At 56.6% G+C, this 22950-nt stretch carries 22 protein-coding genes; 4 read left to right on the top strand and 18 right to left on the bottom strand.

Going from position 1 to position 22950, the window contains the following annotated elements; genetic code table 11:
- Nucleotides 1-244: 244 nt before the first annotated feature.
- On the bottom strand, nt 245-1030 hold the full coding sequence (locus tag AC2FI9_RS01685) for an enoyl-CoA hydratase (protein WP_282168336.1): 786 nt from the start codon (nt 1028-1030) through the stop codon (nt 245-247).
- A gap of 58 nt (nt 1031-1088) precedes the next feature.
- On the opposite strand from AC2FI9_RS01685, the gene AC2FI9_RS01680 reads away from it, so the two are divergent.
- The gene (locus tag AC2FI9_RS01680; protein ID WP_282118460.1) at nt 1089-1532 is read left to right on the top strand and encodes a PaaI family thioesterase; all 444 of its coding nucleotides are present in this window, start codon (nt 1089-1091) and stop codon (nt 1530-1532) included.
- A 58-nt stretch (nt 1533-1590) separates the two neighbouring features.
- Here the strand turns inward: AC2FI9_RS01680 and AC2FI9_RS01675 are convergent, their stop codons facing one another.
- Entirely contained in the window at nt 1591-1818 is a 228-nt protein-coding gene (locus AC2FI9_RS01675) for a DUF1127 domain-containing protein (RefSeq protein ID WP_108858650.1), read from the bottom strand.
- Nucleotides 1819-1917: 99 nt separating this feature from the next.
- Here AC2FI9_RS01675 and AC2FI9_RS01670 point away from each other — a divergent pair, with 99 nt between their 5' ends.
- Nucleotides 1918-3321, top strand: coding sequence for an aminotransferase-like domain-containing protein (locus AC2FI9_RS01670; RefSeq protein WP_496764968.1), 1404 nt, complete (start codon nt 1918-1920; stop codon nt 3319-3321).
- Nucleotides 3322-3325: 4 nt separating this feature from the next.
- On the opposite strand, the gene AC2FI9_RS01665 is transcribed toward AC2FI9_RS01670, so the two are convergent.
- Entirely contained in the window at nt 3326-3712 is a 387-nt protein-coding gene (locus AC2FI9_RS01665; RefSeq protein ID WP_496765347.1) for a nuclear transport factor 2 family protein, read from the bottom strand.
- Between the two features lie 213 nt (nt 3713-3925).
- On the opposite strand from AC2FI9_RS01665, the gene rplM reads away from it, so the two are divergent.
- Entirely contained in the window at nt 3926-4384 is a 459-nt protein-coding gene (rplM, locus tag AC2FI9_RS01660; RefSeq protein ID WP_496722805.1) for a 50S ribosomal protein L13, read from the top strand.
- Between the two features lie 5 nt (nt 4385-4389).
- Nucleotides 4390-4875 (top strand): 30S ribosomal protein S9, encoded by a 486-nt coding sequence (rpsI, locus tag AC2FI9_RS01655; RefSeq protein ID WP_058271904.1) that lies wholly within the window; start codon nt 4390-4392, stop codon nt 4873-4875.
- Between the two features lie 71 nt (nt 4876-4946).
- On the opposite strand, the gene AC2FI9_RS01650 is transcribed toward rpsI, so the two are convergent.
- The 15 genes from AC2FI9_RS01650 to AC2FI9_RS01580 all read right to left on the bottom strand — a co-directional run bounded on the left by AC2FI9_RS01650 (nt 4947) and on the right by AC2FI9_RS01580 (nt 22890).
- Complete coding sequence (locus AC2FI9_RS01650) at nt 4947-6107, bottom strand: ABC transporter substrate-binding protein (protein WP_496722807.1); 1161 nt, start codon at nt 6105-6107, stop codon at nt 4947-4949.
- Between the two features lie 30 nt (nt 6108-6137).
- Entirely contained in the window at nt 6138-8024 is a 1887-nt protein-coding gene (locus AC2FI9_RS01645; protein ID WP_496764966.1) for an AMP-dependent synthetase/ligase, read from the bottom strand.
- 5 nt (nt 8025-8029) lie between these two features.
- Nucleotides 8030-8803 (bottom strand): ABC transporter ATP-binding protein, encoded by a 774-nt coding sequence (locus AC2FI9_RS01640; RefSeq protein WP_496722812.1) that lies wholly within the window; start codon nt 8801-8803, stop codon nt 8030-8032.
- On the bottom strand, nt 8800-9564 hold the full coding sequence (locus AC2FI9_RS01635; protein ID WP_496722814.1) for an ABC transporter ATP-binding protein: 765 nt from the start codon (nt 9562-9564) through the stop codon (nt 8800-8802). The genes AC2FI9_RS01640 and AC2FI9_RS01635 overlap by 4 nt, the downstream gene beginning before the upstream one ends.
- Entirely contained in the window at nt 9561-10658 is a 1098-nt protein-coding gene (locus AC2FI9_RS01630) for a branched-chain amino acid ABC transporter permease (RefSeq protein ID WP_496764964.1), read from the bottom strand. Before AC2FI9_RS01630 ends, AC2FI9_RS01635 begins: the two co-directional genes overlap by 4 nt.
- A 3-nt stretch (nt 10659-10661) precedes the next feature.
- The gene (locus tag AC2FI9_RS01625; RefSeq protein ID WP_496764962.1) at nt 10662-11537 is read right to left on the bottom strand and encodes a branched-chain amino acid ABC transporter permease; all 876 of its coding nucleotides are present in this window, start codon (nt 11535-11537) and stop codon (nt 10662-10664) included.
- A 75-nt stretch (nt 11538-11612) separates the two neighbouring features.
- Nucleotides 11613-12641 carry an alcohol dehydrogenase catalytic domain-containing protein gene (locus tag AC2FI9_RS01620; RefSeq protein WP_496764959.1) on the bottom strand — a complete coding sequence of 343 codons (1029 nt, stop codon included), beginning with the start codon at nt 12639-12641 and terminating at the stop codon, nt 11613-11615.
- Between the two features lie 183 nt (nt 12642-12824).
- A complete protein-coding gene (locus AC2FI9_RS01615; protein ID WP_496722821.1) occupies nt 12825-13319 on the bottom strand; it encodes a hypothetical protein in 495 nt (164 codons plus the stop codon).
- A 345-nt stretch (nt 13320-13664) separates the two neighbouring features.
- On the bottom strand, nt 13665-15086 hold the full coding sequence (locus AC2FI9_RS01610; protein WP_496764956.1) for an AMP-binding protein: 1422 nt from the start codon (nt 15084-15086) through the stop codon (nt 13665-13667).
- Complete coding sequence (locus tag AC2FI9_RS01605) at nt 15079-15924, bottom strand: hypothetical protein (RefSeq protein WP_496764952.1); 846 nt, start codon at nt 15922-15924, stop codon at nt 15079-15081. Before AC2FI9_RS01605 ends, AC2FI9_RS01610 begins: the two co-directional genes overlap by 8 nt.
- Nucleotides 15921-17252 (bottom strand): hypothetical protein, encoded by a 1332-nt coding sequence (locus AC2FI9_RS01600; RefSeq protein ID WP_496764946.1) that lies wholly within the window; start codon nt 17250-17252, stop codon nt 15921-15923. Before AC2FI9_RS01600 ends, AC2FI9_RS01605 begins: the two co-directional genes overlap by 4 nt.
- Complete coding sequence (locus tag AC2FI9_RS01595; protein WP_496764943.1) at nt 17249-18349, bottom strand: BtaA family protein; 1101 nt, start codon at nt 18347-18349, stop codon at nt 17249-17251. Before AC2FI9_RS01595 ends, AC2FI9_RS01600 begins: the two co-directional genes overlap by 4 nt.
- On the bottom strand, nt 18342-20798 hold the full coding sequence (locus tag AC2FI9_RS01590; protein WP_496764940.1) for a PEP/pyruvate-binding domain-containing protein: 2457 nt from the start codon (nt 20796-20798) through the stop codon (nt 18342-18344). The genes AC2FI9_RS01595 and AC2FI9_RS01590 overlap by 8 nt, the downstream gene beginning before the upstream one ends.
- The gene (locus AC2FI9_RS01585) at nt 20795-21706 is read right to left on the bottom strand and encodes a UbiA family prenyltransferase (RefSeq protein WP_496764938.1); all 912 of its coding nucleotides are present in this window, start codon (nt 21704-21706) and stop codon (nt 20795-20797) included. Before AC2FI9_RS01585 ends, AC2FI9_RS01590 begins: the two co-directional genes overlap by 4 nt.
- Nucleotides 21703-22890: a hydroxymethylglutaryl-CoA reductase gene (locus tag AC2FI9_RS01580; RefSeq protein WP_496764933.1), complete on the bottom strand. Its 1188-nt coding sequence runs from the start codon at nt 22888-22890 to the stop codon at nt 21703-21705. The genes AC2FI9_RS01585 and AC2FI9_RS01580 overlap by 4 nt, the downstream gene beginning before the upstream one ends.
- Between the last annotated feature and the right edge of the window lie 60 nt (nt 22891-22950).

Genomic DNA, 22950 nt, shown 5'->3' with positions numbered 1-22950 from the left:
GCATCGCGCAACGCAACACACGCCAAGTTTCGCGTTGATTAGCTAGTAATTTAAGGAGGGTACTTGGGGTCGCCGCAGCGGGAATGTCAGCGCCGGTGAGAGAAACCAGCTTGGAGGGACCTTCCGCCTACAGCGACCCAAAAGCGTATTTGGGCCTAAGCCATGTCTCAGCTTTGCCACAGTGTGGCCCTTTTGAAAAGGACTAAATTGCGAACAGTCGCGAAAATTTCCTTAAATAATCTCGTTATTGTTCCCAATTTGGCGGTCTTTTTTCGATAAATGCAGATATTCCTTCTTCGGTATCCCGATGCATCATATTCTGTGCCATCACCTCGCCGGTATAGGCGTAGGCCTGTTCGATCGGCATATCCAATTGCTTGTAATAGGCCTGTTTGCCCACTTTGACCGCTGATCCAAGCTTGTCCGCCAGTTGTTCGGCCAGCGCCATCGTTTCATGTTCCAACAACATTTCGGGTACTGCGCGATTGACCAGGCCCAGCTCTGTCGCGCGTTCTGCGGAGATGAACGCGCCTGTCGTCAACATCTCAAATGCCTGTTTCCGGGGGATATTCCGGCTGAGGGCCACCATAGGGGTCGAGCAAAACAACCCGATATTGACCCCGTTTACACCAAAGCGCGTGCCTTCGGCTGCAATCGCAAGATCACAAGTGGCCACCAGTTGGCAGCCGGCGGCCGTGGCGATGCCGTGGACTTGCGCGATCACGGGTTGGGGCAGAGATTGAATCGACAGCATCATTTTGGCGCACTGCGCGAACAAGTCCTGGAAGTAGGCTTTTCCCCCATCCTCGCTCTGACGTCCCGCAGTCATCTGTTTCAGATCGTGACCTGCGCAAAACGCCTTGCCTTCGCCGGACAGGATCACAGCGCGAATACTCGAGTCGTTGCTTAAGGCGTCGAATTCAGCCTGAAGTGCTGCCAGCATCTCTTCGCTCAGGGCATTCAAGCGCTCTGGCGCGTTCATTTTCAACCGGGCAACGCCATTCATGTCGTTACGTTCCAGAATTCCCATCTTGCTCTCCGATCTGATGTCGGGCCAACTCTAGGGTGGCAATTCGAGGAGGGGAAGTATGTCGTTGGTTTTGAACCGCGAACAACTGTCAGATTATCTGGTCGAGGTTTTTCCACAGGTCGAGAAGGACTTTGTCATCGACAGCCTGGATGAAAACTCAATCACCATGCGGCTGAAGGTCGGGGACAGGCATCTGCGGCCAGGGGGGACAGTTTCAGGCCCGTCGATGTTCGGTCTGGCCGATGTCAGCGTCTATGCAATGATCCTTGCATTGAAAGGACGTCAGTCGCTGGCGGTGACGACGGGGTGTTCGATGGATTTCATGCGCAAACCCGATGGGGCCAACGATATGATCGCGCGCTGCAGCTTGCTAAAACTGGGCAAAACGCTTGCGGTAGGCGATGTTCTGATGTTCTCGGAAGGCTCAGACAAACCCGTTGCGCGGGCTACGATGACCTACTCATTGCCACCTGCGGGGTCTGCAGCATCGGCGTTTGGATAAAAAAGGGCCGGGTATGAAACCCGGCCTAGGAAGAGGTCCCTATAGGGACTGGGGATAATTAATACTGCCAGAAATAGCGTTTGATCTCGCGGTCGGCCGCGGGGCGGGTCAGGCCGACATCTTTAAGCATGCGATCATCCAGCTTTGACAGGTTGACCCTGCTGCGGCGCTGTCGTTCCCACTGTGTGACAGTCGCCGCAAACCGCACGGCCAGCGCGGCGATCATCGGCAGCCGAGGGCTATCGTTCAGCAGCATGAGGGCGGGGTTGTGCATATGGCGTGTCATCTTGGGTATCCTTTCAAATTGTATTGACACAAAGTACTAATGTTCGGTACATGTGTGTGATACATTCAGGATTGTGTCAAAAGCAAAGGAAGAATTGTAATGGATACAATTTGGCCAGAGGCGTTACCAAAATCCAAAGGTCCCAAGTACACACTGGTCGCCGACACAATACGAAAAGCGATTGAGAACAAAGCGCTGGAGGTAGGATCTAAACTGCCTCCAGTCCGGGAGCTTGCGTATCGGTTACAAATAACGCCCGGCACGGTTGCCCGGGCATATACGATTCTGACGGAAGAAGGCTTGCTACAAGCCGAGGTTGGACGTGGTACATTTGTCGCCCCTCCAAAATCACCTTTGCTGGACGATGTGTGGGCAATACAACTTCACCTGCGCGACGACAAGTACAACGCCGATGTCAGCCTGTTCAGCCCCAGATTACCGGACGTGGGGCAGGTGGCATTGATCAGGGAATGTCTTAAGAAAGTGTCCCAAGCCGATCCGCGTTTGCTGATGAATTACCCGACGCGCGATGCGTACCAACCCATGCGGCAGGCGGTCGTTGAATGGCTCTCAGATCTGCCGCTTGGCGCAGTGACCCATGATGATGTGGTTCTGACGCATGGTGGGCAAAATGGTCTTTGCCTTGTGTTTCAGACGATCCTGCGCGGCCCCAAGCCGGTCGTTCTGGTTGAAGATCTGTCATATGCCGGTTTCCGTCGGGCAGGTGAGTTGATGCGAGCCGAGGTTGTCGGCGTGAAGATGGACAAGTGGGGCGTTGACCCTCAGGCTATGGATCACATTTTGCGTCAGACCCAGGCGCAAGCGGTTTGCGTCTCGCCCGAGGTGCAAAACCCAACCGGTACACATACGCCGCTGGAGCGTCGAAAAGAGGTTGTGGAAGTCGCCCGCCGCCATGATTTGCAGATCATTGAAGACGATTGTTATCGGATGGGGGATGCCCGCGAGCCCAGCTATCGTGCATTGGCGCCTGAACGAGGTTGGCATGTCTCGTCGATCTCAAAGATCCTGACGCCAGCCCTGCGCGTTGGGTTCGCCATCGCTCCGCGCGAACGCAGCGTCGATCTTCGGCGTTCAGCCGAATACGGCTATTTCGGTTTGGCACAACCGCTTGCAGAGCTGACCCGGCTGTTGTTGTCTGATCCACGGACACGGCAGATCGCGAGGGACGTCCGCGCCCGGATGGGCGATTATGTCCGGGTGACGGTCAACGCGCTTGGCGGTTTTGATCTGAACTGGGCGCCCGACGTGCCGTTTGTTTGGCTGAACTTGCCGTCGGGCTGGCGTGCCGCCGCATTCAGCCGTGCCGCTGAACGCGAAGGCATTCAGTTACGTTCTGCCGATGAGTTCGCGCTGCGGGACGGACGTGCCCCCAACGCTGTACGCATTGCGATGAACGGGCACGTGTCATTGGAGCGGTTCGAGGCCGCGATGCAGCGCCTGCGGGCGCTTCTGGACAATCCGCCGGAACAGATCAGCGTTTAAAGACTCAGCTCGTTGGTTCGGGGTCGCCGAAAAACCCGGCCAGATGTGAGATCTTTCCCTCATCATCCAAATGCGCAAAGTCGTGGCCGGCGACAACTACACTGCCGTCCGGGCCAACCAGTCGCCATGTGAAGTGAATGACATCGTTGTGGCCATTGGCCTTGCTGGTCAACTCAAGCATTCCGCCCGTGCTTTGCGCCACCTCTCCGATATGATCGCATAGGTTTGTGCGGCCTTTGACCTCGGCCATGGGATCGACATAGATGCCATCTTCAGCAAAGCACCCAGCCAATATCTCAAGCCGTTTCGTCCGGTTAGGTTCTTTCCATGCTGCCCCATAGTCGTTTACGGTCTGCTGCCAGTTCGTTGCGCAATATCTCCCTTTCCGGATCTTGTCGGGTTAATTAACGTTCAATCATGTATTGCGGTTTATATGTTGAGTTGTGGGGTAAAATAATACCTATTTTATAACATACTGTAATTGCTTATTAAAATAAGTTTCAGCGTTCTTGACGCGCATTACGCCTGCATCTAAATACCCAACATCGAATTCGGGCCGCTCCGTTTGTGGGCGGTCTTTCACATCAAACAGGACTATCCTGCCATGAAAACCTTTTCTGCAACACCTGCAGACATCGACAAGAAATGGATCCTGATCGACGCCGAGGGCGTTGTTCTGGGCCGTCTTGCCTCGATCGTCGCCATGCGCCTGCGTGGCAAGCACAAAGCGTCGTTCACCCCGAACATGGACATGGGCGACAATGTCATCGTGATCAACGCCGACAAAATCCAGATGACCGGCAAGAAGCGCGAAGAAAACTTCTACTGGCACACTGGCCACCCAGGCGGCATCAAGTCGCGCACCAAGCAGCAGATCCTTGAAGGCAAGCACCCCGAGCGCGTCGTGACCCAAGCGGTCAAGCGCATGCTGCCGGGCAACCGTCTGGCACGTCAGCAGATGACCAATCTGCGCGTTTATGCCGGTGCCGAGCATCCCCATGAGGCGCAAGCGCCCGAAGTTCTGGATGTTGCATCCATGAACAAGAAAAACACCCGGAGCTAATGACCATGGCTGATCAGATCAATACTCTCGAAGAGCTGAGCGCCGTTGCAGGCGTTGAGGTTGTGGCCGAAGAAGTCATCGTGCGTGAACCCGTACGTGACGAGCTGGGTCGTTCTTATGCCACCGGCAAGCGTAAAGACGCTGTTGCCCGCGTTTGGATCAAGCCGGGTTCCGGCAAGGTCACCGTGAACGGCAAGGACCAGGACAAGTATTTTGCGCGTCCCGTTCTGCAGCTGATCCTGCGCCAGCCGTTTCAGGTTGCCGGTGTTGAAGGTGAATTCGACGTTGTCGCAACCGTCAAAGGCGGTGGCCTGACCGGTCAGGCCGGTGCGGTCAAGCACGGCATCTCGAAAGCGCTGCAACTGTACGATCCGTCGCTGCGTGGTGCTCTGAAAGCTGCTGGCTTCCTGACCCGCGACAGCCGCGTTGTGGAACGTAAGAAATACGGTAAGCGCAAAGCGCGTCGTTCGTTCCAGTTCTCGAAGCGTTAATTCGCTGCCGAGTGCACAAATTCAAAGGGCTCGCAGTTGCGAGCCCTTTTTCGTTTGGGATGCGTGTACGGTTATTCTTCGTACACCATCTTCCAGGCGCCATCCTCGACAACGCTCACGTACACTGAGTCGGCCCCCTGATGGTCATCAGGTCCAAAAGTCATGTGGTTTCCAACCAGTTCATCCTGATAGTCCAGCGTTTCCATGGCCGCGATAAAGCTTTCATGAGTCAGATCGGGGCCAGCAGCCTCAAGCGCTTTGACCATCGTTTCAGCAGCAGAATATCCCAGCATTGCGAACCCGACGGGATCTTCACCGGTTGCCGCTTTATATTCTTCGATAAAGGCGGCAGGGGCGGGATCTTCCGCGCGGGACCACAGATCCTGCCAGGATGCGGCGGCATAAAAACCGTCGGTCACACCGCCCGGCACTTGCGCGACGACGGTCAGGAAGCTGGCCGAGGTGCCAAGGAACTTCATATCTGCAAGGCCCATCTTTTTGGCCGTGCCGACAACTGTGATAGCCTGTCGTACGCCCAGAGCGATCGTTACGATATCGCAGCCTTCCTCCTTTAACTTGCTGAGTGAGCCCACGAAATCCGTTTCATCGGGTTTGTGCGTGGTCTCAGCGACGAAAGCGATCCCGGCTTCTTCGGCACCGGCCTTGGTGCCTTCGACGATCTCCTCACCAAAATCGGTTGGCAGATACATCGAACACACAGACTGACCACCAAACTGCTCAGCGAGATATTTCACACCGACACGGCTTTGGTCAAAATATGTGGAAAAGGCCGTGAACTTGTTGTCCATCGGCTCCTGCAACATCTGCCGTGCAGCAGACAAAGGGGCAACATTGGGAATACCTTTTGGATCCAACAGCTTGAACCCCGCGACATTCATCGGCGTTCCTAGCGACTGCAGCATTGCGAACACCTTGTCGCGGTTCAGCAGCTTGTTATAGCCCTGCATCGCACGCGGCATCTGATACCCATTGTCCTCAACAACATAGCGGATCGTCCGCCCGTGTATGCCACCATTAGCGTTCACGCGGTCAAACACCACATTTGCACCCTTGGTCGCCGGAACACCGACGGCTGCGAAGATACCGCTCAGGTCATTGACCGACCCGATGATAATCTCATCATCCGTGACACCCTGGGTCTGTGCATTGGCAAGGGTCGCCGAAGCCGTCAAGGCGGTGGCCGCCGCCAGCCGCATGATCACATTCTTCATCTTTCTCCTCCCTTTAGGTTATCTCTTTTATTAACTGTACATGCCTTCAATAAGATGGCCGTGTTTCTTTTCGACAAAACTGCGTTTCAGCTTCATTGTTGCGGTCAGTTCATCGTCATCTGCGGTCAGAAGTACATCAATCAGGCGAAAGTCCTTGATCTGCTCGACCCGTGCAAAATCCTTATTCACCGCGTCGATTTCCCCCTGAATCTGATCTTTGATTTCAGGGGCCGCACAGAGGGATGCAAAATTTGAAAAGGGGATTTTCCGATCCTGCGCAAATTTTTCGACGTTTTCCTGATCAATCATGATCAGCGCGGTCAGGAACTTTCGCTTGTCACCGATTATCACCGCGTCCGAGATGTAGTGGCTGAATTTCAACCGGCTTTCGATCTCGGCCGGGGTGATATTCTTGCCGCCAGCAGTGATGATGATGTCTTTCATTCGGCCTGAGATGGTGACGTAGCCATCCTCATCAATATGCCCGAGGTCGCCAGTTCGCAGCCATCCGTCGGCAGTGAAAGTTTCGGCCGTTTTTGCGTTATTGCGCCAATAACCCTGAAAAATGTTGAGGCCCTTTAGCTGAATCTCACCGTCGTCGGATATCCGGATGTCATTTCCAGGAACGGCGCGTCCGATGGTTCCGACCTTGTTGTTTTCGATTGTGTTAAGCGTCGCCAAGCCCGAGGTTTCGGTCATCCCGAACCCTTCGACCAACGGCACACCAATGGCCCAGTACCACTTTAACAGGTCCGTCGAAATCGGGGCCGCGCCCGAACCGCCACGCCGCATCTTGTCCATCCCCAACATACGGCGCAAATTACGCAGAACCAGCCTGTCCCACACCCAGAACTGTGCAGCAACGCCAGCAGGGACGGGTTTTCCAGCCAATATGTATTCCGCGCGCTTGAACCCTGCTCTCAGCGCCATGCCAAAGGCTGCGCGACCGGTGGGCGTTGCGTCCTGCGTCATGATCTGAACATACGAATAGATCTTTTCCCAAACCCGTGGAACGGCCGTGAAGGTCGACGGTGAGATTTCTTGCAAGTTCGCAAACACCGTCTCGGGGCTTTCGGCAAAGTTAATGACGCATTTTGCAGCCAGTGGGAAATAGATTGATACGTCCCGCTCAAGAATATGGCACAGCGGCAGAAAGCAAAGCTGTTCGTCAGACTCGAGCGCGGGCAGCGCATGGGCCCCGCATTCAATCGCGGCCAAGATGTTCTCGTGGCTCAGCATCGCGCCTTTCGGCATTCCTGTGGTGCCCGAGGTGTAAATCAGAAGTGCAGTGTCCTGCGGTGATGCCAGAGCTATCTCGGCCTCAAAGCGATCGGGTTCTTCAGCCTCGGCCTGCTGACCCAAAGTATATAACGCGTCGATCATCATGCAGCGCGCATGGTCCAGATCGTGCAGCCCCTCATCGTCCAGAATGATGACATTCAGAAGGCCGGGAACCTCGTCTTCGACCTGCAGAAATTTGTCCAGTTGCTCTTCATTCTCGACGATCAGAAAGCGGCTGTCGCTGTCATTAATCAGGTATTTTAGCTGGTTGGCCGAGTCGGTGGTGTAGACACCAGACGCGATGCCACCAACGGCCTGAATGCCCATGTCGAACCAGGCCCATTCCTTGCGGTCCTCTGACAGGATCGATACAACCTCGCCCCGTTGCAGTCCCAATTTGCGCAGTGCAAGCCCAATCCACTTGGCATGCTGCCAATAGTCCGCCCAGGAATACGACTTCCAGATGCCAAGGTCCTTTTCACGGTGCGCTGTGCGATCGCCAAGCTCGGCGCAGCGGTTCCGAAACAGTTCGCAAATCGTGGTGCTTCCGTCGACACAAACCGGGCGTTGGCCGGGGGTTGCGTTCAGGCGAACGCCGTTGACCGTGATCTGAGGGGGCAGGGTGCTGATGTTCATCTGTTTCACCTCCACGTCTTTTTTCGTTTCCAGCGGCGGTTTTCGCGTGCGCCTTCCTCCTGCACGCCCAGATAGAAGTTCTGGATGTCCTCTGACCGCATCAGAACATCTGCTGCGCCGTCCATGACGATGCGTCCGACCTCCATCACATAGCCATGGTGGGCCAGTTCCAGGGCGGCGTTGGCGTTCTGTTCGACCAGCATCATGGTCATGCTCTGTTCGTCATTCAGTCGCTTGAGGATGCCAAAAATCTCCTGAACCAGCAGCGGTGACAAGCCAAGCGAGGGTTCATCCAACAGCATGATCTTTGGGTTGGCCATCAAGCCACGGCCGATTGCCAGCATCTGTTGCTGCCCGCCAGATAATGTTCCCGCCTCTTGGTTGCGACGTTCCTTGAGGATCGGAAAGTATGAGAACACCAGATCCCGATCGTGATCGATCTGACCCTTGTCCTTCAGGGTATAGGCCCCGAGGCTGAGGTTTTCGTCGACCGTCAGCAGTGGAAACACCTCACGCCCTTCGGGCACATGAACGATGCCTTTCTGCACGACCTTGTGTGGCTCGGACCCCTGAATTTCGTCGCCTTCAAACGTGATCTTGCCCTTTTCCGGATCCATCACGCCAGAAACGGTTTTCATCAGCGTGGTCTTGCCCGCGCCATTGGCGCCAAGGATCGAGACAATTTGGCCCTGATGAACATCCAGAGAAACACCCCGGATCGCCATGATCGGACCATAAAAACTTTCGATGTTGCGGATTGTCAGGATCGGCTCGCTCATGAGGCTTTCCCCAAATAGGCCTCGACCACCGCCGGGTGCGACTGAACCTCAGCAGGTGTTCCCAGCGCCAGTTTTGCGCCGTCCGCCATTGCCAGAACGCGATCCGAGACGCCGGAAACCAGCCCCATATCATGCTCGACCATCAAAACCGTGATCCCCATCTGCCGCCGGATATCATCGATCCACCAGCGCATGTCGGTTGTTTCTTCGACCGAGAGACCCGAGGCTGGTTCGTCCAGCAAAAGCAGCTTTGGATCGGTGGCCAGAGCACGTGCCACCTCGACAACCTTTCGCACGCCATAGGGCAGGCCAGAGATCATCTTGTCGCGGAATGCCTGCAGGTCGAGGAAGTCGATGATCTCCTCTACTTTTTCGCGGTTCTCCAATTCCTGCCGCCGCGCGGAGGGCAGAAACAACACCTCGGACAGCATGTTGGTTTTGCGGTGACGGTGCCGTCCGACAAGGAGGTTCTGCAGGACCGTCGCATGCTCGAAGAGTTCGATGTTTTGAAATGTCCGCGCCACACCATATGCGGCCACGCCGGACGGTTTGGCCTTGAGCAAGTCGTGACCGTTATACCGGATCGACCCGGCAAAAGGGTCGTAGAAACGCGAGATCAGATTGAAGACGGTGGATTTTCCTGCACCATTTGGTCCGACGATAGCAAAAACCTCGCCTTCTTCGACCTCGAAAGACAGTTCGTTGACAGCCGTCAGTCCACCGAATTTCAGAGTGACGTTTTCGAACTCAAGCAAGCTCATCTCAGGCGCTCCGTCTTGAGATAGGATTTTTGACGTTTGAACATGTCTTTCCGATAAAACGGAAACAGTTCGAACCACGTCCGGATTTTCAGCCAGCGCCCGTACAGACCCATCGGTTCAAAAAGGATGAAGGCGATCAGGATCATTCCGAAGATGCCAAATTCCAGCCCCGGAATGGCGACGGTGTTGCCACCGAAAAGGGCACCCACGTATTCCTTGGAGATAGATAAGAACTGAGGCAGGAACCCTATCACAATGGCGCCAAGAAACGCGCCGTGGATGGACCCCAGACCGCCGATCACGATCATCATCAGCAACTGGATTGAAATCAGGACGCTGAATGTCTCATTGTTGAATGCGCCCGAGAACATGCCCATCAGCGCGCCTGCCCATCCGCTGACAGCGCAGGACAACGCGAATGAGATCATCTTGGTCCTGGCAATATCCACGCCCATTGCCTGCGCCGATACCTCTGAGTCGCGCACAGCGATAAAGCTGCGTCCTAAAGGTGCCCGCAACAGGTTGATGTAGCCAAGTGTGACCAACACCGCCACACTGAGGACCAGCCAGAAGAACTGAACCGGAGTGCCCCAGCGGTCGACCAGAAACCCGAATATTTCGACACCGCCCAGATATTTACCCGCGACCCCGCCTGTGATCGGCTCGGCCAGAACAATGACGTCATCCATCAGGATGGACAGGGCCATGGTGAAGATCGCAAGGTAAATGCCATGCAGCCGCAGGGCCGGGATTGCTACGGTCACGCCAACCAATCCGGTTAGGATGCCAGCCAACGGAAAGGCGATCAGAAATGGTACGCCCGCTTCCAAAAGGATGACATTGGCGTAGCACCCAAAGGCCAGAAAAGCTGCGTGACCCAGACTGACCTGACCGGTGTGACCTGTTAAGATCATCAGACCGAGTCCCGCTATGGCCCATATCAGCACGTTTGTCAGCTCGCCTAGATAGAAATCATCCAGCCACCACGGCGCGGCTGCGACGGCTGTCAGTAAGATCATATACAGGCACAGCTGATAGGTGTCCTTCCAAGGTCGGATATCCTGCATATAGTTGGTTTTGAACACAATCCGCATGACTTAAACCTTCTTGACCCGAACCTGACTGAACAGCCCGTTGGGGCGGAAAACCAACACTGCCAAGAGCAGCGCATAAGGCGCGATCTGACTGTATCCTGCTGCGATGTAACGGCTGGCAAAGGGTTCAATTACCCCAACGATCAGCCCGCCTGCGAGGGCACCGGGCAGGCTGCCGAAACCACCAATAACGGCTGCGGCAAAGGCCTTGATGCCAAGCAAACCTGTGGTTGGATCAACCGAGCCTTTGGCCGCGAACAAGATCCCTGCAATCCCCGCGACAACCCCAGCCAAAGCCCAGATGAAACCCTGAACGCGCTTTACCGGGATGCCCATGTAATATGCTGCCAACTGGTTTTGTGACGCGCCTTGCATCGCCAGGCCCAATTTGGTCCGGCTGAAGAAAACATACAGACCCCAGGTCAGAAGGATGGTAACGACAATAACGGCGACGTCCTCCATCCCCAGCACCAGCCCTCCAAACCGAACTTCTTTGCCTGCCAATGGGTTTTGAAGTGTCTGCGGCTCGTGCCCCCAGATCAGCCCGGCCACAAACCGGATTACGAACCCCAAAGCGATGGTCAGAATGACGACAGCTGTTTGGCTTTCCCCAAACAAACGGCGAATGATCAGGCGATCCACCAGGTAACCCAACGCCCCCATGATCCCCAGCGAAATCGGAAGAGCCAACCAGAAAGGCAGGCCCATATATTCGGTATTCGTAAGCCCGATTGTCACAAAGGCGCCCAGCATCATGAAGTCGCCTTGCGCGAAATTCACCGCCTCGGTGGCCTTGTAAATCAGCACAAAGCCAAGCGCGATCAGGCCGTAGACACAGCCATTCGCCAGCCCGCTGATCAGCAGCTGCGCGTTATCCAAGTCTGTCCTCCCATGCCGGTATGTCCGGCGTTCCTTACGCCCCGGACATCCTCCTTCGTCCGGGGCTTTGTTCTACTATGGCGTGATAATCACCTTCCCGTCACTCTTTTTCAGAGCATTGGCCAGATTTGCCACCACATCGCGCAAGCCAAGCCGTTCAGAAACATCCGTTTTCCAGCGTCCGTCAGCAAACCGGGCCTGTACTTCTCCAACAACTCTCATCTGGTCCGCCGGAGGCGTTGACGTCATCCACTTGGTCAACCAGAACCCCTCGATCCGCTTGCCCATAAAGATCAACTGACCGGTCTGTGTCAGTTTTGGCAATTCGGGGCTGAGCTTGCCGTAGATGACCCACCGTGCACCGTTGGGCATCGAACAAAAAATCTGCTCGGAAACCTGATCCGTCACGGCATCCAAAAAGACACGTGGTTTTAGTTCCATGCTGAGCGCTGCGAATTTCTGTATCATGTCCGGGTCGGACGTGACCAAGACCTCATGAGCGCCAAGTTCCTTCAAGGATTCAACTGCCTCGGCCCGACGCACGATTGCGATGGGTTTCAGTCCCAAATCGCGCCCCAATGAGCACATGAGTTTGCCCAACTGGCTGGTGGCCGCCGAAACGACAAAAGCATCGCCCGCACCCCGCGCGATGTCCACCATGGCCATCGCAGTCATGGGATTGATGACCTGGGCGGAACCATCTTCGTCCGAGATATCGGGTCGCAGTGGGATGCACATCAACGCCTGCGTCACGACATACTCCGCCCACGCCCCGGAACCAGCCGCCACAAAGGCAACCCGTTGATCCTGCAATGCTTCGGCACCGGCGCCGGTGGCCACCACGTCGCCACAGCCTTCGAACCCGGCGGGCGTGCCTTTTACACGCGGCTGCCCGTATTCGCCTTTGATAAAGTGGATGTCGGACGGGTTCACCGACGATGCCCGCAATTTAATCAGGACCTGACCGGGGCCGGGTTGGGGCACAGGAAGCTCGGCCTCGGCCAGCCAATCGGCGGCATCTTCGATAAACGGACCGGTGGCCGATCCGGAATAACCGTCATGGGTTTGAATGACAGCGAACATGTTTGGGGGCAGGGTGGTCATTTTGTTTCCTATCTCCTGTGCGGACACCGCACAGAACGGGTCTGTTGCCAATGGTGTTGCGTTGGATTTAGGGGCAGCCAATCAAACGGGTGTTGGGACGTCAATCAGAGTTGCGTCTGACGTTGCGGGAGCGTGCGCGCCGTATGGAATAAGGGCCGCTCAATTCCGAACGGCCCTTGGAAATTATTGTTGTCCGGTCAAAAGCACACGGAGCTCTTCGATCTTCTGGGCAATCAACTGAGGGGATGCTTTGATTTCATCCAGGATACCCAGAGCCTTTGTTTTGAGGTCCTGCGACAACTGGCTGTCCTGAACCGAAGTCACCATGGCGTCATAGTCAAAATTCTGGACGGAAAGCGTACCTTCTTCGATCCAGGAATTCAGCAGATCTTGCCCCTGATTGGCCAAAGCGGCGACCTGATCTCCGGCCTGGTTGGCCAGATCAGTAGCTGCTTGTCCGGCTTGCTCGGCCGCTTCGTTGGCTTGGTCTGCAATGGAAGATGCGGCTTCGCTCGCCTGCTCGGTCGCGGCTTCTACGGCATCGTTCACAGCCTCACCGGCTTCTTGGGCCGCCGATTGCAGTTGTTCGGCAGGTGTGGGTTCGGGTTGATTGAGATAATAGTAAGCTCCGGCGCCAAGTCCGGCGACGATAACAGCTAATATGAGAGTACGCGACATGGGGTTCTCCTTGAAATATGTGCCGCTTAGATGAGGGTAAATTATCGGTGATCAAAGGGGAATTCCCAGAAATTCATTTCAATTCGGGGGTTTGAGCCAGCCTGCGCCGATCTGATGGAACCAGGTGGCAATAACACGCCGTCATGCGGACAGCACAGCAGGTGAGCTTGATTATTCGCTAAAATCCGAGGCGGAATTGGGCCGGAAGCAGACACATTCTGCACAAAGGCCGCGAAGCTGCCGTTCACCGCGCTAGCGAAGCCCAATTTCTCGCTGTACAGGCGCGGACACTCAGGTCTGAAATTCAAGCCAACTGAAAACGGTGCGGTTTCGGCCCATTTTTCGTTAAGAACCCAAGAAGCGTTCAAGTTTCGCGCGATCGACCTTGGAGGCGTGACGCTTGTCCATGGGGATTTTGTCAATTGAAATCACCTTGGGAACACCAAAACTAAGCGCACAACTACTCCAAGCCTCAACTTGAGCAGGGAACCCTTGAATGCAAAGCGCCGGGCCTGCTTTCGTATTCACAAGTGCGCAGTGTTCTACACCTGGCCATTGCCTTGCCGCGACTTCGATTGCGAAGGGAAATAATGAACCCGAGTGCACTTCAATTTCGGACCCCATCCGTCCCCATAACCACAATCGACCGTGCTCGTCCAACGTGCCAGCGTCACCGGTTCGGTGCCAAACGACGCCGCCTTCTTTAATTTTGTTTTCCACTGATTGGGCCGGATCAAGATAACCGTTGTTCACATGTGCCCCTGCGACCTGAATTTCATTGTCGCAAATACGGAGCTTGATCTCAGGCACTGGATATCCGACGAGAAGCCCATCGCCACCGGACATCCGACGGTAATCCTCCTCCGAGATGTCCCTGGCGTCGAGATGGGCAATCGGTTCAGCCTCGGTCGATCCGTAGACGCAAATAACCGAAAGCTTGTGCCGGGTTCTCAACGTCTCCACCAGGTCCGGGAACACCGGGCCACCGCCCGTGAACACCGTGCGCAACGCACCGGTGTCGCCGGATTGAGCAAGTTTTTCACAAAGTGACGGCGGGATGAGGGTTCGGGTGATTTGCTGCACATGGATCCAGCTGTCCAACTGTTCCGGCGACAAGCGGTCCAGCTTGCTCAACTTCCAGTTCGGGAGAACACTTGTGCGCCCAGCCGCCAGATTGATCAGTGTGAACACCGGAAAGGCCACCAGATCGCGCTCGACTTGATCGCTGTTAAGGAGGGGTGCGATGGCATCGTGTTGCGCCATCAAAAACGCATGCGAGCGGGGAATGGCTTTCGGCTGGCCCGTCGTCCCGGAGGTAAAAGAAATAAGGGCGATATCCTCCGGTTGAACTTTGTGGACCACCGGATCGCAGCGACTTTCCCCCGGCTTCAGCAGAGGTAGGGACCAAAGGTTTGGAAACAGAAACTTCAGCAAAGAATACGCGCCCGCTGCACAGAACGCTTTTGGATTCGTGGTCCGGGCGGCGTGGCGCAGACCGGCCAACCCCATGGCCGGTTCCGGCAAGACTACGGTGGCGCCAAGGGACCATAGGGCGGCCAGACTTGCATACAGGTCCGCATCGACAGGCATGGCCAAAAGCACGCGATCACCTGGTTGGATACCCTTGTCCTGCCACCTACCTGCCAAGTGCTGAACCCGCATGTGCAGTGTTTGAAAACTTATCTGGCGGCCCTTGCCGTCCACTATTGCGGTCCTGTCCGGAAACCGTTCAACCGCAGCCGAGAAATGGGCGAGCAGGTCAGCCATTCAGCTTCCGCCCAAGCAGGGAATATCGCCGGAAAATCGTTGCACCTTCCGCGGCACTGCGGTCGGCCGAGTTATTGTCATCATGGATCAGCGCATGAATGGCTGTGTCGTACCCCATGCTGAATGCCGTCTTGTGGAACCTGTGTGCCAGATGCCGCCCGGCGCCGGGTTCGAGACTTGCATAGGTCTTAAGGATTGCGGATGTCGGATCGGGGCCTTCGGCATAGTTGGGAATGCCGAACAGAAACCCGGCCAATGACCCGTCGCGGCGGCGCGCAAACAGGATCAGCTCGCGCTTCATCATTGGCACAACCGGCATATACATGGCCAGGAAGTCCGCCTCAGATATCGGCTTATAGAATGCGTTGTTTGAGAATGCCCGGGTTGAAAGTTCGAATACCTGGCGGAACAGGGCCTCGGGATCTGTTCCATCCCACTCTTCCACCACGAACCCTTCGGTTTCCGGCGGTGCCGACCGGGCGGCGGCCTGCAGCGGCACTCGGGCCGAGAAGTACCGGCTGATCTCTTTAAATCCGGCCGACCGGAACACCTTGGGCTCATGAGGTTTGTTGGTGGGTTCCATCAGGAACGAAGCAGACCCGTCGCTGCCCGAGACAAACCGGTAGCTGTGCCAGGTATCGCCGGACATCGGCCCGATGATCCGGTCGAGGCCCGCGTCTCTGACTCGCCGTATCCCCTTGTGCAGGATCTCGGCTCCGGCCTCGGGGGTTTTGCAGGAAAAATCACCGAAGGTTGCGGTGGGAACGCCGTCCCAGTTTGGGCCGTTCAGATACACGGTCAGCTTTGCATCAGCGGTTTTGATCGTCTCTTTGGTCATGAAACAACTCCGGCAAAGAACCCCGCTCCAAGCGATCCAGCAACGACCCAAACATAGTAGAGCAAGGGCAGGGCGAGGGCCAACAGCGTCAACCTAAGAACCCGGTCTTTTTCGAACCAGTGTGGCCGGGCCAATGGAACCGCGACTGTGCACAGCAGTGAGAGCAGGGTCAGAGCCGTCAGCGGCTCAGCCCAGTTCGACTGTTCAGAATTCTGGGAAACAGCCCAAGTCCTAATTATGAACAGGAAAGCCGCAGCAAACGGTATCGCAATAGGATTGGCACACAGCGCCACAGCAGTGAGCCCCATAGCCAACCCCATCGCACTGAGCCCAAAAAAAGAAATCGCATCCCATCCCGTTGCATTTCCTGCCGCAAGCCACCCGAATCCCAAAAACCCTAATGCGGCTACGATATCCAGATCGGGGTACTTACTGTCACAAGGAGAAGCGGTGCGCGCCCAGCCATGTGCGGCAAGAACCATAATCGGCAGTACTGTGTTCTGCAGTTTAGCGGCCGCAAGCAGCAAAAAAACCGCGACAACATACACTCGGGTCGTATGCTTGGTCAGGCCCAGCTTGGTTCCCACCACGCCGAAACTGGCAAGGGCGGCAAAGAACATGGCGGCCAACAGGGCGAGCTCTGCCAAAGAGCTGTGATAGTGGCCGTTCAGAAAAATTAGCAAGCCAAGCGGCAGGAACAAGTTATCAAAACCCCGCCAACTTTGCGCCTCGACCAATGTGCCAAAGGCCGCAACCATAAGACACAACATCATGACGTTAGATGGCGGGAGTTTCGACAAGAATAAGAAGCAGATGATCGCAACCAATAGCGTTACGACAAAAAACACCACTGACCCTTCTAGGCTCTTGTCGCCATCTTCCACCACGTAGCGTTTGGTTCCATACGCGGTCCCGGCAAGCGCTGCGGCAGCATCCGCGAGTGTCAGAACTGCAATTGGCAGCAAGTAGAACAGTATGTTTTCGCCCGCCAGCAAAAAGCAAAGTCCAACGGACAAGGCGAGTAGAAAGTCACCGTAGGATGTGCGTTCAACCCCATGTAGGGTCGCGCCAAGACCCGATGAAAAACGCGGCAGGCGCAGCACAAGCATCACCAGCATTGTGGCTGCGATCAGCATGTAAACCGGCCAGCGATCAGGAAAGAGCCAGGGCAACAGCAACGCAAAGAGGCCCGTGCTGACATGCATCAGCTTGCGCTGCACTTCGGCGCTCAAACCCGCCGTGTTGGCCAGACTTCGGATGACCATCATTACTCCGACCAGAGCCAATACGGACCCCGCCGCCAGCAGAACCTGCCCAGGAACCGTCACGGCTGCACCTCTTCAACGACGAAATCCGAATAGAAGAATGCCATGTCACGGGCTTTCTGCTGGGTTTCGATGTCGGTCAGTGTGCCTATCTGGCTTCTGTATTCCGGCGGAACCCGCCGGGGTGCCATCATGTTCCAATAGACCAGTCGGGCGTGTGGCTCTGCGGCGGTCAGGATAGAGCCGTAGACTTGCGGGAAGCTTTCAGGCGACATGTATTCGAAGATATCCGACAGGTTGAACCCGCTGGCTTTTTCACCGGTCGATACAAATGCCTCGAGCGACCCGAGGCGGATGTCGAGACGATCCAATCGGGATCGGATTGTCTCGTAATGCTCGGGGCGCCACGCCATCGGCAGCGCGTCACCGTGGTCGCCCTTGAGAATCCAATGCAGATAGGGATTTTGCGAAGGATCGGTGGCGACCCCCGCATGACGGATGCGGCGGGCGACATGTTGCGCCGGGCTGCCTTCGACATGATCGAAAAATGCGCTGTCCCGGCCCATGCGCCCCATGACGAAGCGAGAAAAGAAGATGTTCAGCAAAAGACGCCAACGGAATGTGTTGAACCGCGCGTCGAAAAAAGTTTGTCGTGCTTCTGGACTGCGTGGAGTGAACACTTCGTCGATGGTTCGGCGTGAATGCACCAGCGGTAAAAGCCGGGTCCGAAAAATGCGAAAATAGCGTTCAAATTTGCCGACGCCCCCAATGCCGTGTTTTTTGACCTCCGGAGTCAGAGCCTCCCAGAAGGCGCGTGTGTCGGTATCTGTGGCGTCCAAAACCCGGCCCAGCAATGTACCCCGTCGGGTACTTGGGCGCGAGCCAGTAAGTTCGATGAATTCGGAATGAGTCAGCCGCTGATAGGCCGCGATTCTGAGTTTGAGGCAGGCGATCTGTGCCGGTGACAGGTCCAGAACCACGACGCGCACGGGATCGAGTGTCAGCATAGCCAGCGCATTGTCTCCGGCCGAGCAGATGGACACCAATGTTTTGCCCGCACAATCGCCTAGTGCAGAAGTCAGGACATCTGCGTCCTCCCACAGTTGGGCATAGCGGACATAGTCGAAATCCGCTTTATCCTCAATCTCACTGCTACCCATCGCACCGCTCCACCGCGCCGCTTGCCCCGTCGACCGAGATCATCTCGCCATCTTCGATCCAGTGCGTGGCGCCTTTCAGGCCAACCACGCAGGGGATACCAAGTTCACGCGCCACAATGGCCGAATGTGACAACAGAGATCCCCGCTCGACGACGATTGCCGATGCGTTTGAGAATACGGCGATCCAGCCCGGGTCGGTGTGGCGCGCCACCAGTATATCTCCGGGGTCCAGGGCCTCGGTGCGTGGATCACGGATCACACGCGCACGCGCTTTGATCTGTCCTGCGGAACAGCCCGTGCCGTGCTTCGCCCGTGCCGTGTCCACCTCGAGTTCCGCGTTGTCGGACCAGATAGGCGCGATGGCGGGACCACGGATTTCGATGCGTTCCGGCGGGTCGGGGCGTCGGGATGAGGCTTCATCCTCTTGTTTGCGCCGCGCAACGATGCCTTTCAGATCAGGTGACAGGCTATAGCCTTCGACTGCTCCGAGAACCTCATGTGTTGTCAGGAAAAAAACATCCTTTGGTGATGAAAGCAGATCGTGGGCGGCGAATTCCCGGCCGATGCCCAAAAACACACGTCGTGCATAACCAAAGATTCGCGTGCGTTCAAAACGCAGGTTTTCGCGGTCGCGCACACGCGCCTTGGTCCAGCCAAGAATCCATTTGGCCGACTGCCGTTTGAGGGGGGTTGCTGGAAACAGAGCTTGCCAGTCCGGTTCAGCGCCTTCCTGACGCCCAGACGGGGGACGCTCGGCGCTGGCTGCAATCGCCAGCAAAAGGCTGGTTGGGTCGTCGCGCAGCGGAACGCTTTCCAGCTTGAGCTCTTCGGTGCACCGGTCGCCGAATTTCTCAAGATACGCATCAACCTCGGCTTCGATTTGCCGGTGCCCGGACAAAACCGACAACTGCGCGTTGGCCTTCAAAGTTGCAGCAAGACCTGCCTCCCGAACCAGCTTTCCTATTTGGGCAATGCGCTGAGCGGGTTCTGCCGAAACGATATCGCCTTGCCCGATCATGAGGTCATTGTGCAGGGTTAACCCGTCCTCGCCCTGCCACTTTTGCAGCAGGTTGCGCGAGCCGCCAAAGGCAATCATGCATAGAAAATCGTTGATCAGTGGGGCGTCCCAACGATCCAGCAAGGTGCTTTCGATGCGCCGGTACTCGGCCGCCAGCTCGGTAGCGTTGGAGGCGTCCACATCCAGCCCCGCCTGCAATATGTCGTTCAGCCTGTGATTAAAATCGCGCCGGGTTTGCGGCAGCCGGATAGCCTGCCAGATCAGACCGCCCGCAACCTTGGCGAGTTTCGCGTATTCCACGACCCTGGTCCAGCCAGTGGTGGCTGGCGGAGCAAGAGCATCCGTGACCTCACGCGGCATCGGTTCAGAAACGCCCATCATCGTTTCCATATAGTCGCGGTTCAGCGAAAACCCGGGTAGCAGCGCCAGCGCGCGGTACCAGTTGATCAGATTGTAATAGGCACGCCCGTCCACCCGCCCCAGCAAATTGTCAAACACAGTTGGGTTCCGGGCAACCGTGTGCCGCGACACGCCCAACAGCCCGACGAAAGCGCGATACACCTGAGAATACACATGCAGAGCAAAAGAATAGGTCAGCGGGCTGACGATGCCCGGATAGCTTTCGACGATATTGGAGTTGTCGAAAATAGTAAGTGTCTGGTCTTCGAACGGCTCAGGACGTAAGGCCGTGGTGATCGGTCGGGCCTGCAAAATATGTAGCCCTTGCGCATCAATGGCCCATTCGATGTCCTGAGGTGATCCAAACAGAGCTTCGGCCTTTTGGGCAAGGGCCGCGATGGATTGCGCCTCGTTTACGGTCAAATGCGTTGGGGTGTCTGGTGCGCTTTCCGGTGTGCCATCCGCACCGATGATCCAGTCCTCTCCGTCCGCTTCACCTGACACAAGCTGTTCTGCGAGGCCTTCAATGGCCGAGATCACGACCACATTGCGCCGACCACTGACCGGATCGGCGGAAAAGGCGACACCGGCCGTCTGTGCATCGACCATGCATTGTACGATGATCGCAGGAGCCTCGGCTTGGCCGCCGGATTTGACCGCCCGGTAGGTTTCGACCGTTGCCGAGAAACCGGATTGCCAAACCTGCTTGGCAGCCGCGATAACACTTTTGCCCGGAACGTTCAGGACAGACTCGAACTGTCCCGCGTGACTGTGATCCGCGCCATCTTCGGACCGGCCAGAGCTGCGCACCGCGTAAGGCCCGGGCCCGAGTGTTTTAAGCGCGGCGGTCACTGCCGATCGCAGGCCCTTTTTCGCGATGGGCCCGGATTGCCCCATGCGAAATGCGTCTTTGGTGATGACAAAGAACTCGGGCGGGGAAAAACCGTGCTGCGTCAGATGTGACAGTGCCGCCGCTTTGCCTCCGACAACCGAGACATCGTTGGCATCCGTTTGGGCGACGATGGAAGTCATACAGCGGCTCCGAACAAGAAGGGCAGGAAACCAGCCGTGGCATAACAGAAAAACACCCACAGGCCGGAAACAGTGTCCATCCTGTTCTGTGCTTTCTCAGTTGGTGACTGACTATAGCGGAATGCGGCAGCCCCGCAGGGAACCAGCGCCAGCGCGCCGATAAGGGCGCTTGGCCAGCCAACGCCCGTGGCGCTGCCCGTGCCGACAAGAAGCGCGAAGGACAGCAGAACGCAGCCGATCCAGATACGCCCCGCCCGACGCGGACCCCATAGGGCGGAATAGGTGTCGACACCGGTAATCTCGTTTTCAGGAGCCCACAGTTTGCGCCCGATCTCAAGGACGCAGCCATTCACAAAAGACAACGCCAGGAACAGCCACAGAGAGGGCGCCGCCCCGCCTGCCGGCAGCCATTCGAGGCCGGTCAGCAACAGATCAATCAAGGGCATGATCGCCATATGGCTTAGCAGGTACAAAACCGGCCGCGCCTTCAGCCAGGCCGGGACACCGAATTCGACCGTCATCGCCGCGAGCCAGATCCAAACCGCGCCCAACAGCCACAAAACCGACGGGTACCAGAACCAGGCAGCCGCAAATGCCAGTGGAATGGTCAGTAAACCCAGGCTTAGAACTTCACCGGTTGAAACCAATCCGCGTGGGATCGGCCTTTCGGGCCGGTAGCGCCGGTCGTCTTCGGCGTCCTTAAACTCGTCACAGACCCGCATCTGGAAGAACAACGCCATAGCCAGCACAAAGCCGGCGGCAAAGGCGGGCCATTCGGGCAGGGGGCGGTCTGCGAGACGGGCGGACACGCAGATACTGGCCGAGGAAAACACCAGCAACAGAGGGACGGTTTTCTTCAGTGGAAAACGCTCGGATTGATAAATCCAGAATCGGTTCTGAATGCTCATCTGTGTCGGGCCAGACTTTCATGGGCGCGGGTGAAATGGCCCGCAGCAATCGCGGCGACGATGGAGATTTCACCGCACAGGCACGTGGCCGCGGCCACTTCAGCCAAAGCTGTGCCACACCCGCTGCCCCGTAGGCCGAGTATGTTCAGCGCTGCTGCCTGGCTGGGCAATCCAGTGCCCCCGCCGACCGAGCCAACCAAGATGTTCGGAAGTGTCACCGAGCAGAAAAGATCGTCGCCCCTTGGTTCCATTCGCGTGATTCCCATCGCGCTTTCGGCAACGCAGGCCGCGTCCTGTCCGGTTGCAATGTAGAATGCCGCCAGCCCGTTGGCATAGTGCGCCTGCGCCCCAAATTGGCCGGACAAAAGCGCCCCCAGATTGGCGACACGGCCATAGTCAAGCATCGCTTCGACCGTCGTTCCAAGCGTCTTTTTGACAACCTCAGCCGGAAGCGTGACCGAGGCGCTGACCTTACGCCCGCGCCCCGTCACCAGCCCCAGCGCCGAAGCCTTTTTATCGCCCGAGAAATTACCTTCGACATACCAGTTCTCAATCGCGACAGGGCAGCTATCCGCGATTGCGTGGCACAAGGCGTCGGTGGCGATGGTCACCATATTCTGACCCGCTGCGTCACCTGTGGTGTAGCGGCAAATCAAAAAAACGACGTTTGTATCAATGAACGGCTCCAGCGATACAAGCTTGCCATGACGGGTCGTCGCTTCGGCCGCAGATTTGAGTATGTCGACATTTGTCACAACCCAATCCACAAATTGCCCGGCCTTAAGAAGGCTCTCAAAAACAAACGCCGGTGTCCGCAGAACACCTTCGTACAAAACAGCTGTACTGACACCGCCCGATCGGGTGGCGGCATAAGCGCCCCGGGCATAAGACGCGACCAGCGCCGCCTCGGTTGTTGCAAGGGGGATATGAAAATCGCCGTTTGCGTTCATTCCGTTCAAACGTAAAGGTCCAATGACCCCGACAGGAAGCTTAACCGTCCCGATGAAGTTCTCAATATTGGTGCCATAGGTTTCGACAGCTTCTACCGTTTTCGGATCAGCGATTTGCGCTTGATCCTCGTCGCTGGCTGTGGGTTTCAGCTGCTCCCAAAAGCGCTCGACCATCTCTTTGGTAGGTTTGCGGGACGGGCGCAGTGTTGAAAACTCGGCATCATTTGGTGCCATCTGTTTCGGTATCTGATCAGCGTCAAATCGTGCCCTGATGCGTTGAAGCATTTCCCGAAC

The sequence above is a fragment of the Ruegeria sp. CDSA246 genome (assembly GCF_059611225.1).
The sequence above is the reverse complement of the archived record's forward strand: the minus strand, read 5'-3'. Positions and strand labels throughout refer to the sequence as shown.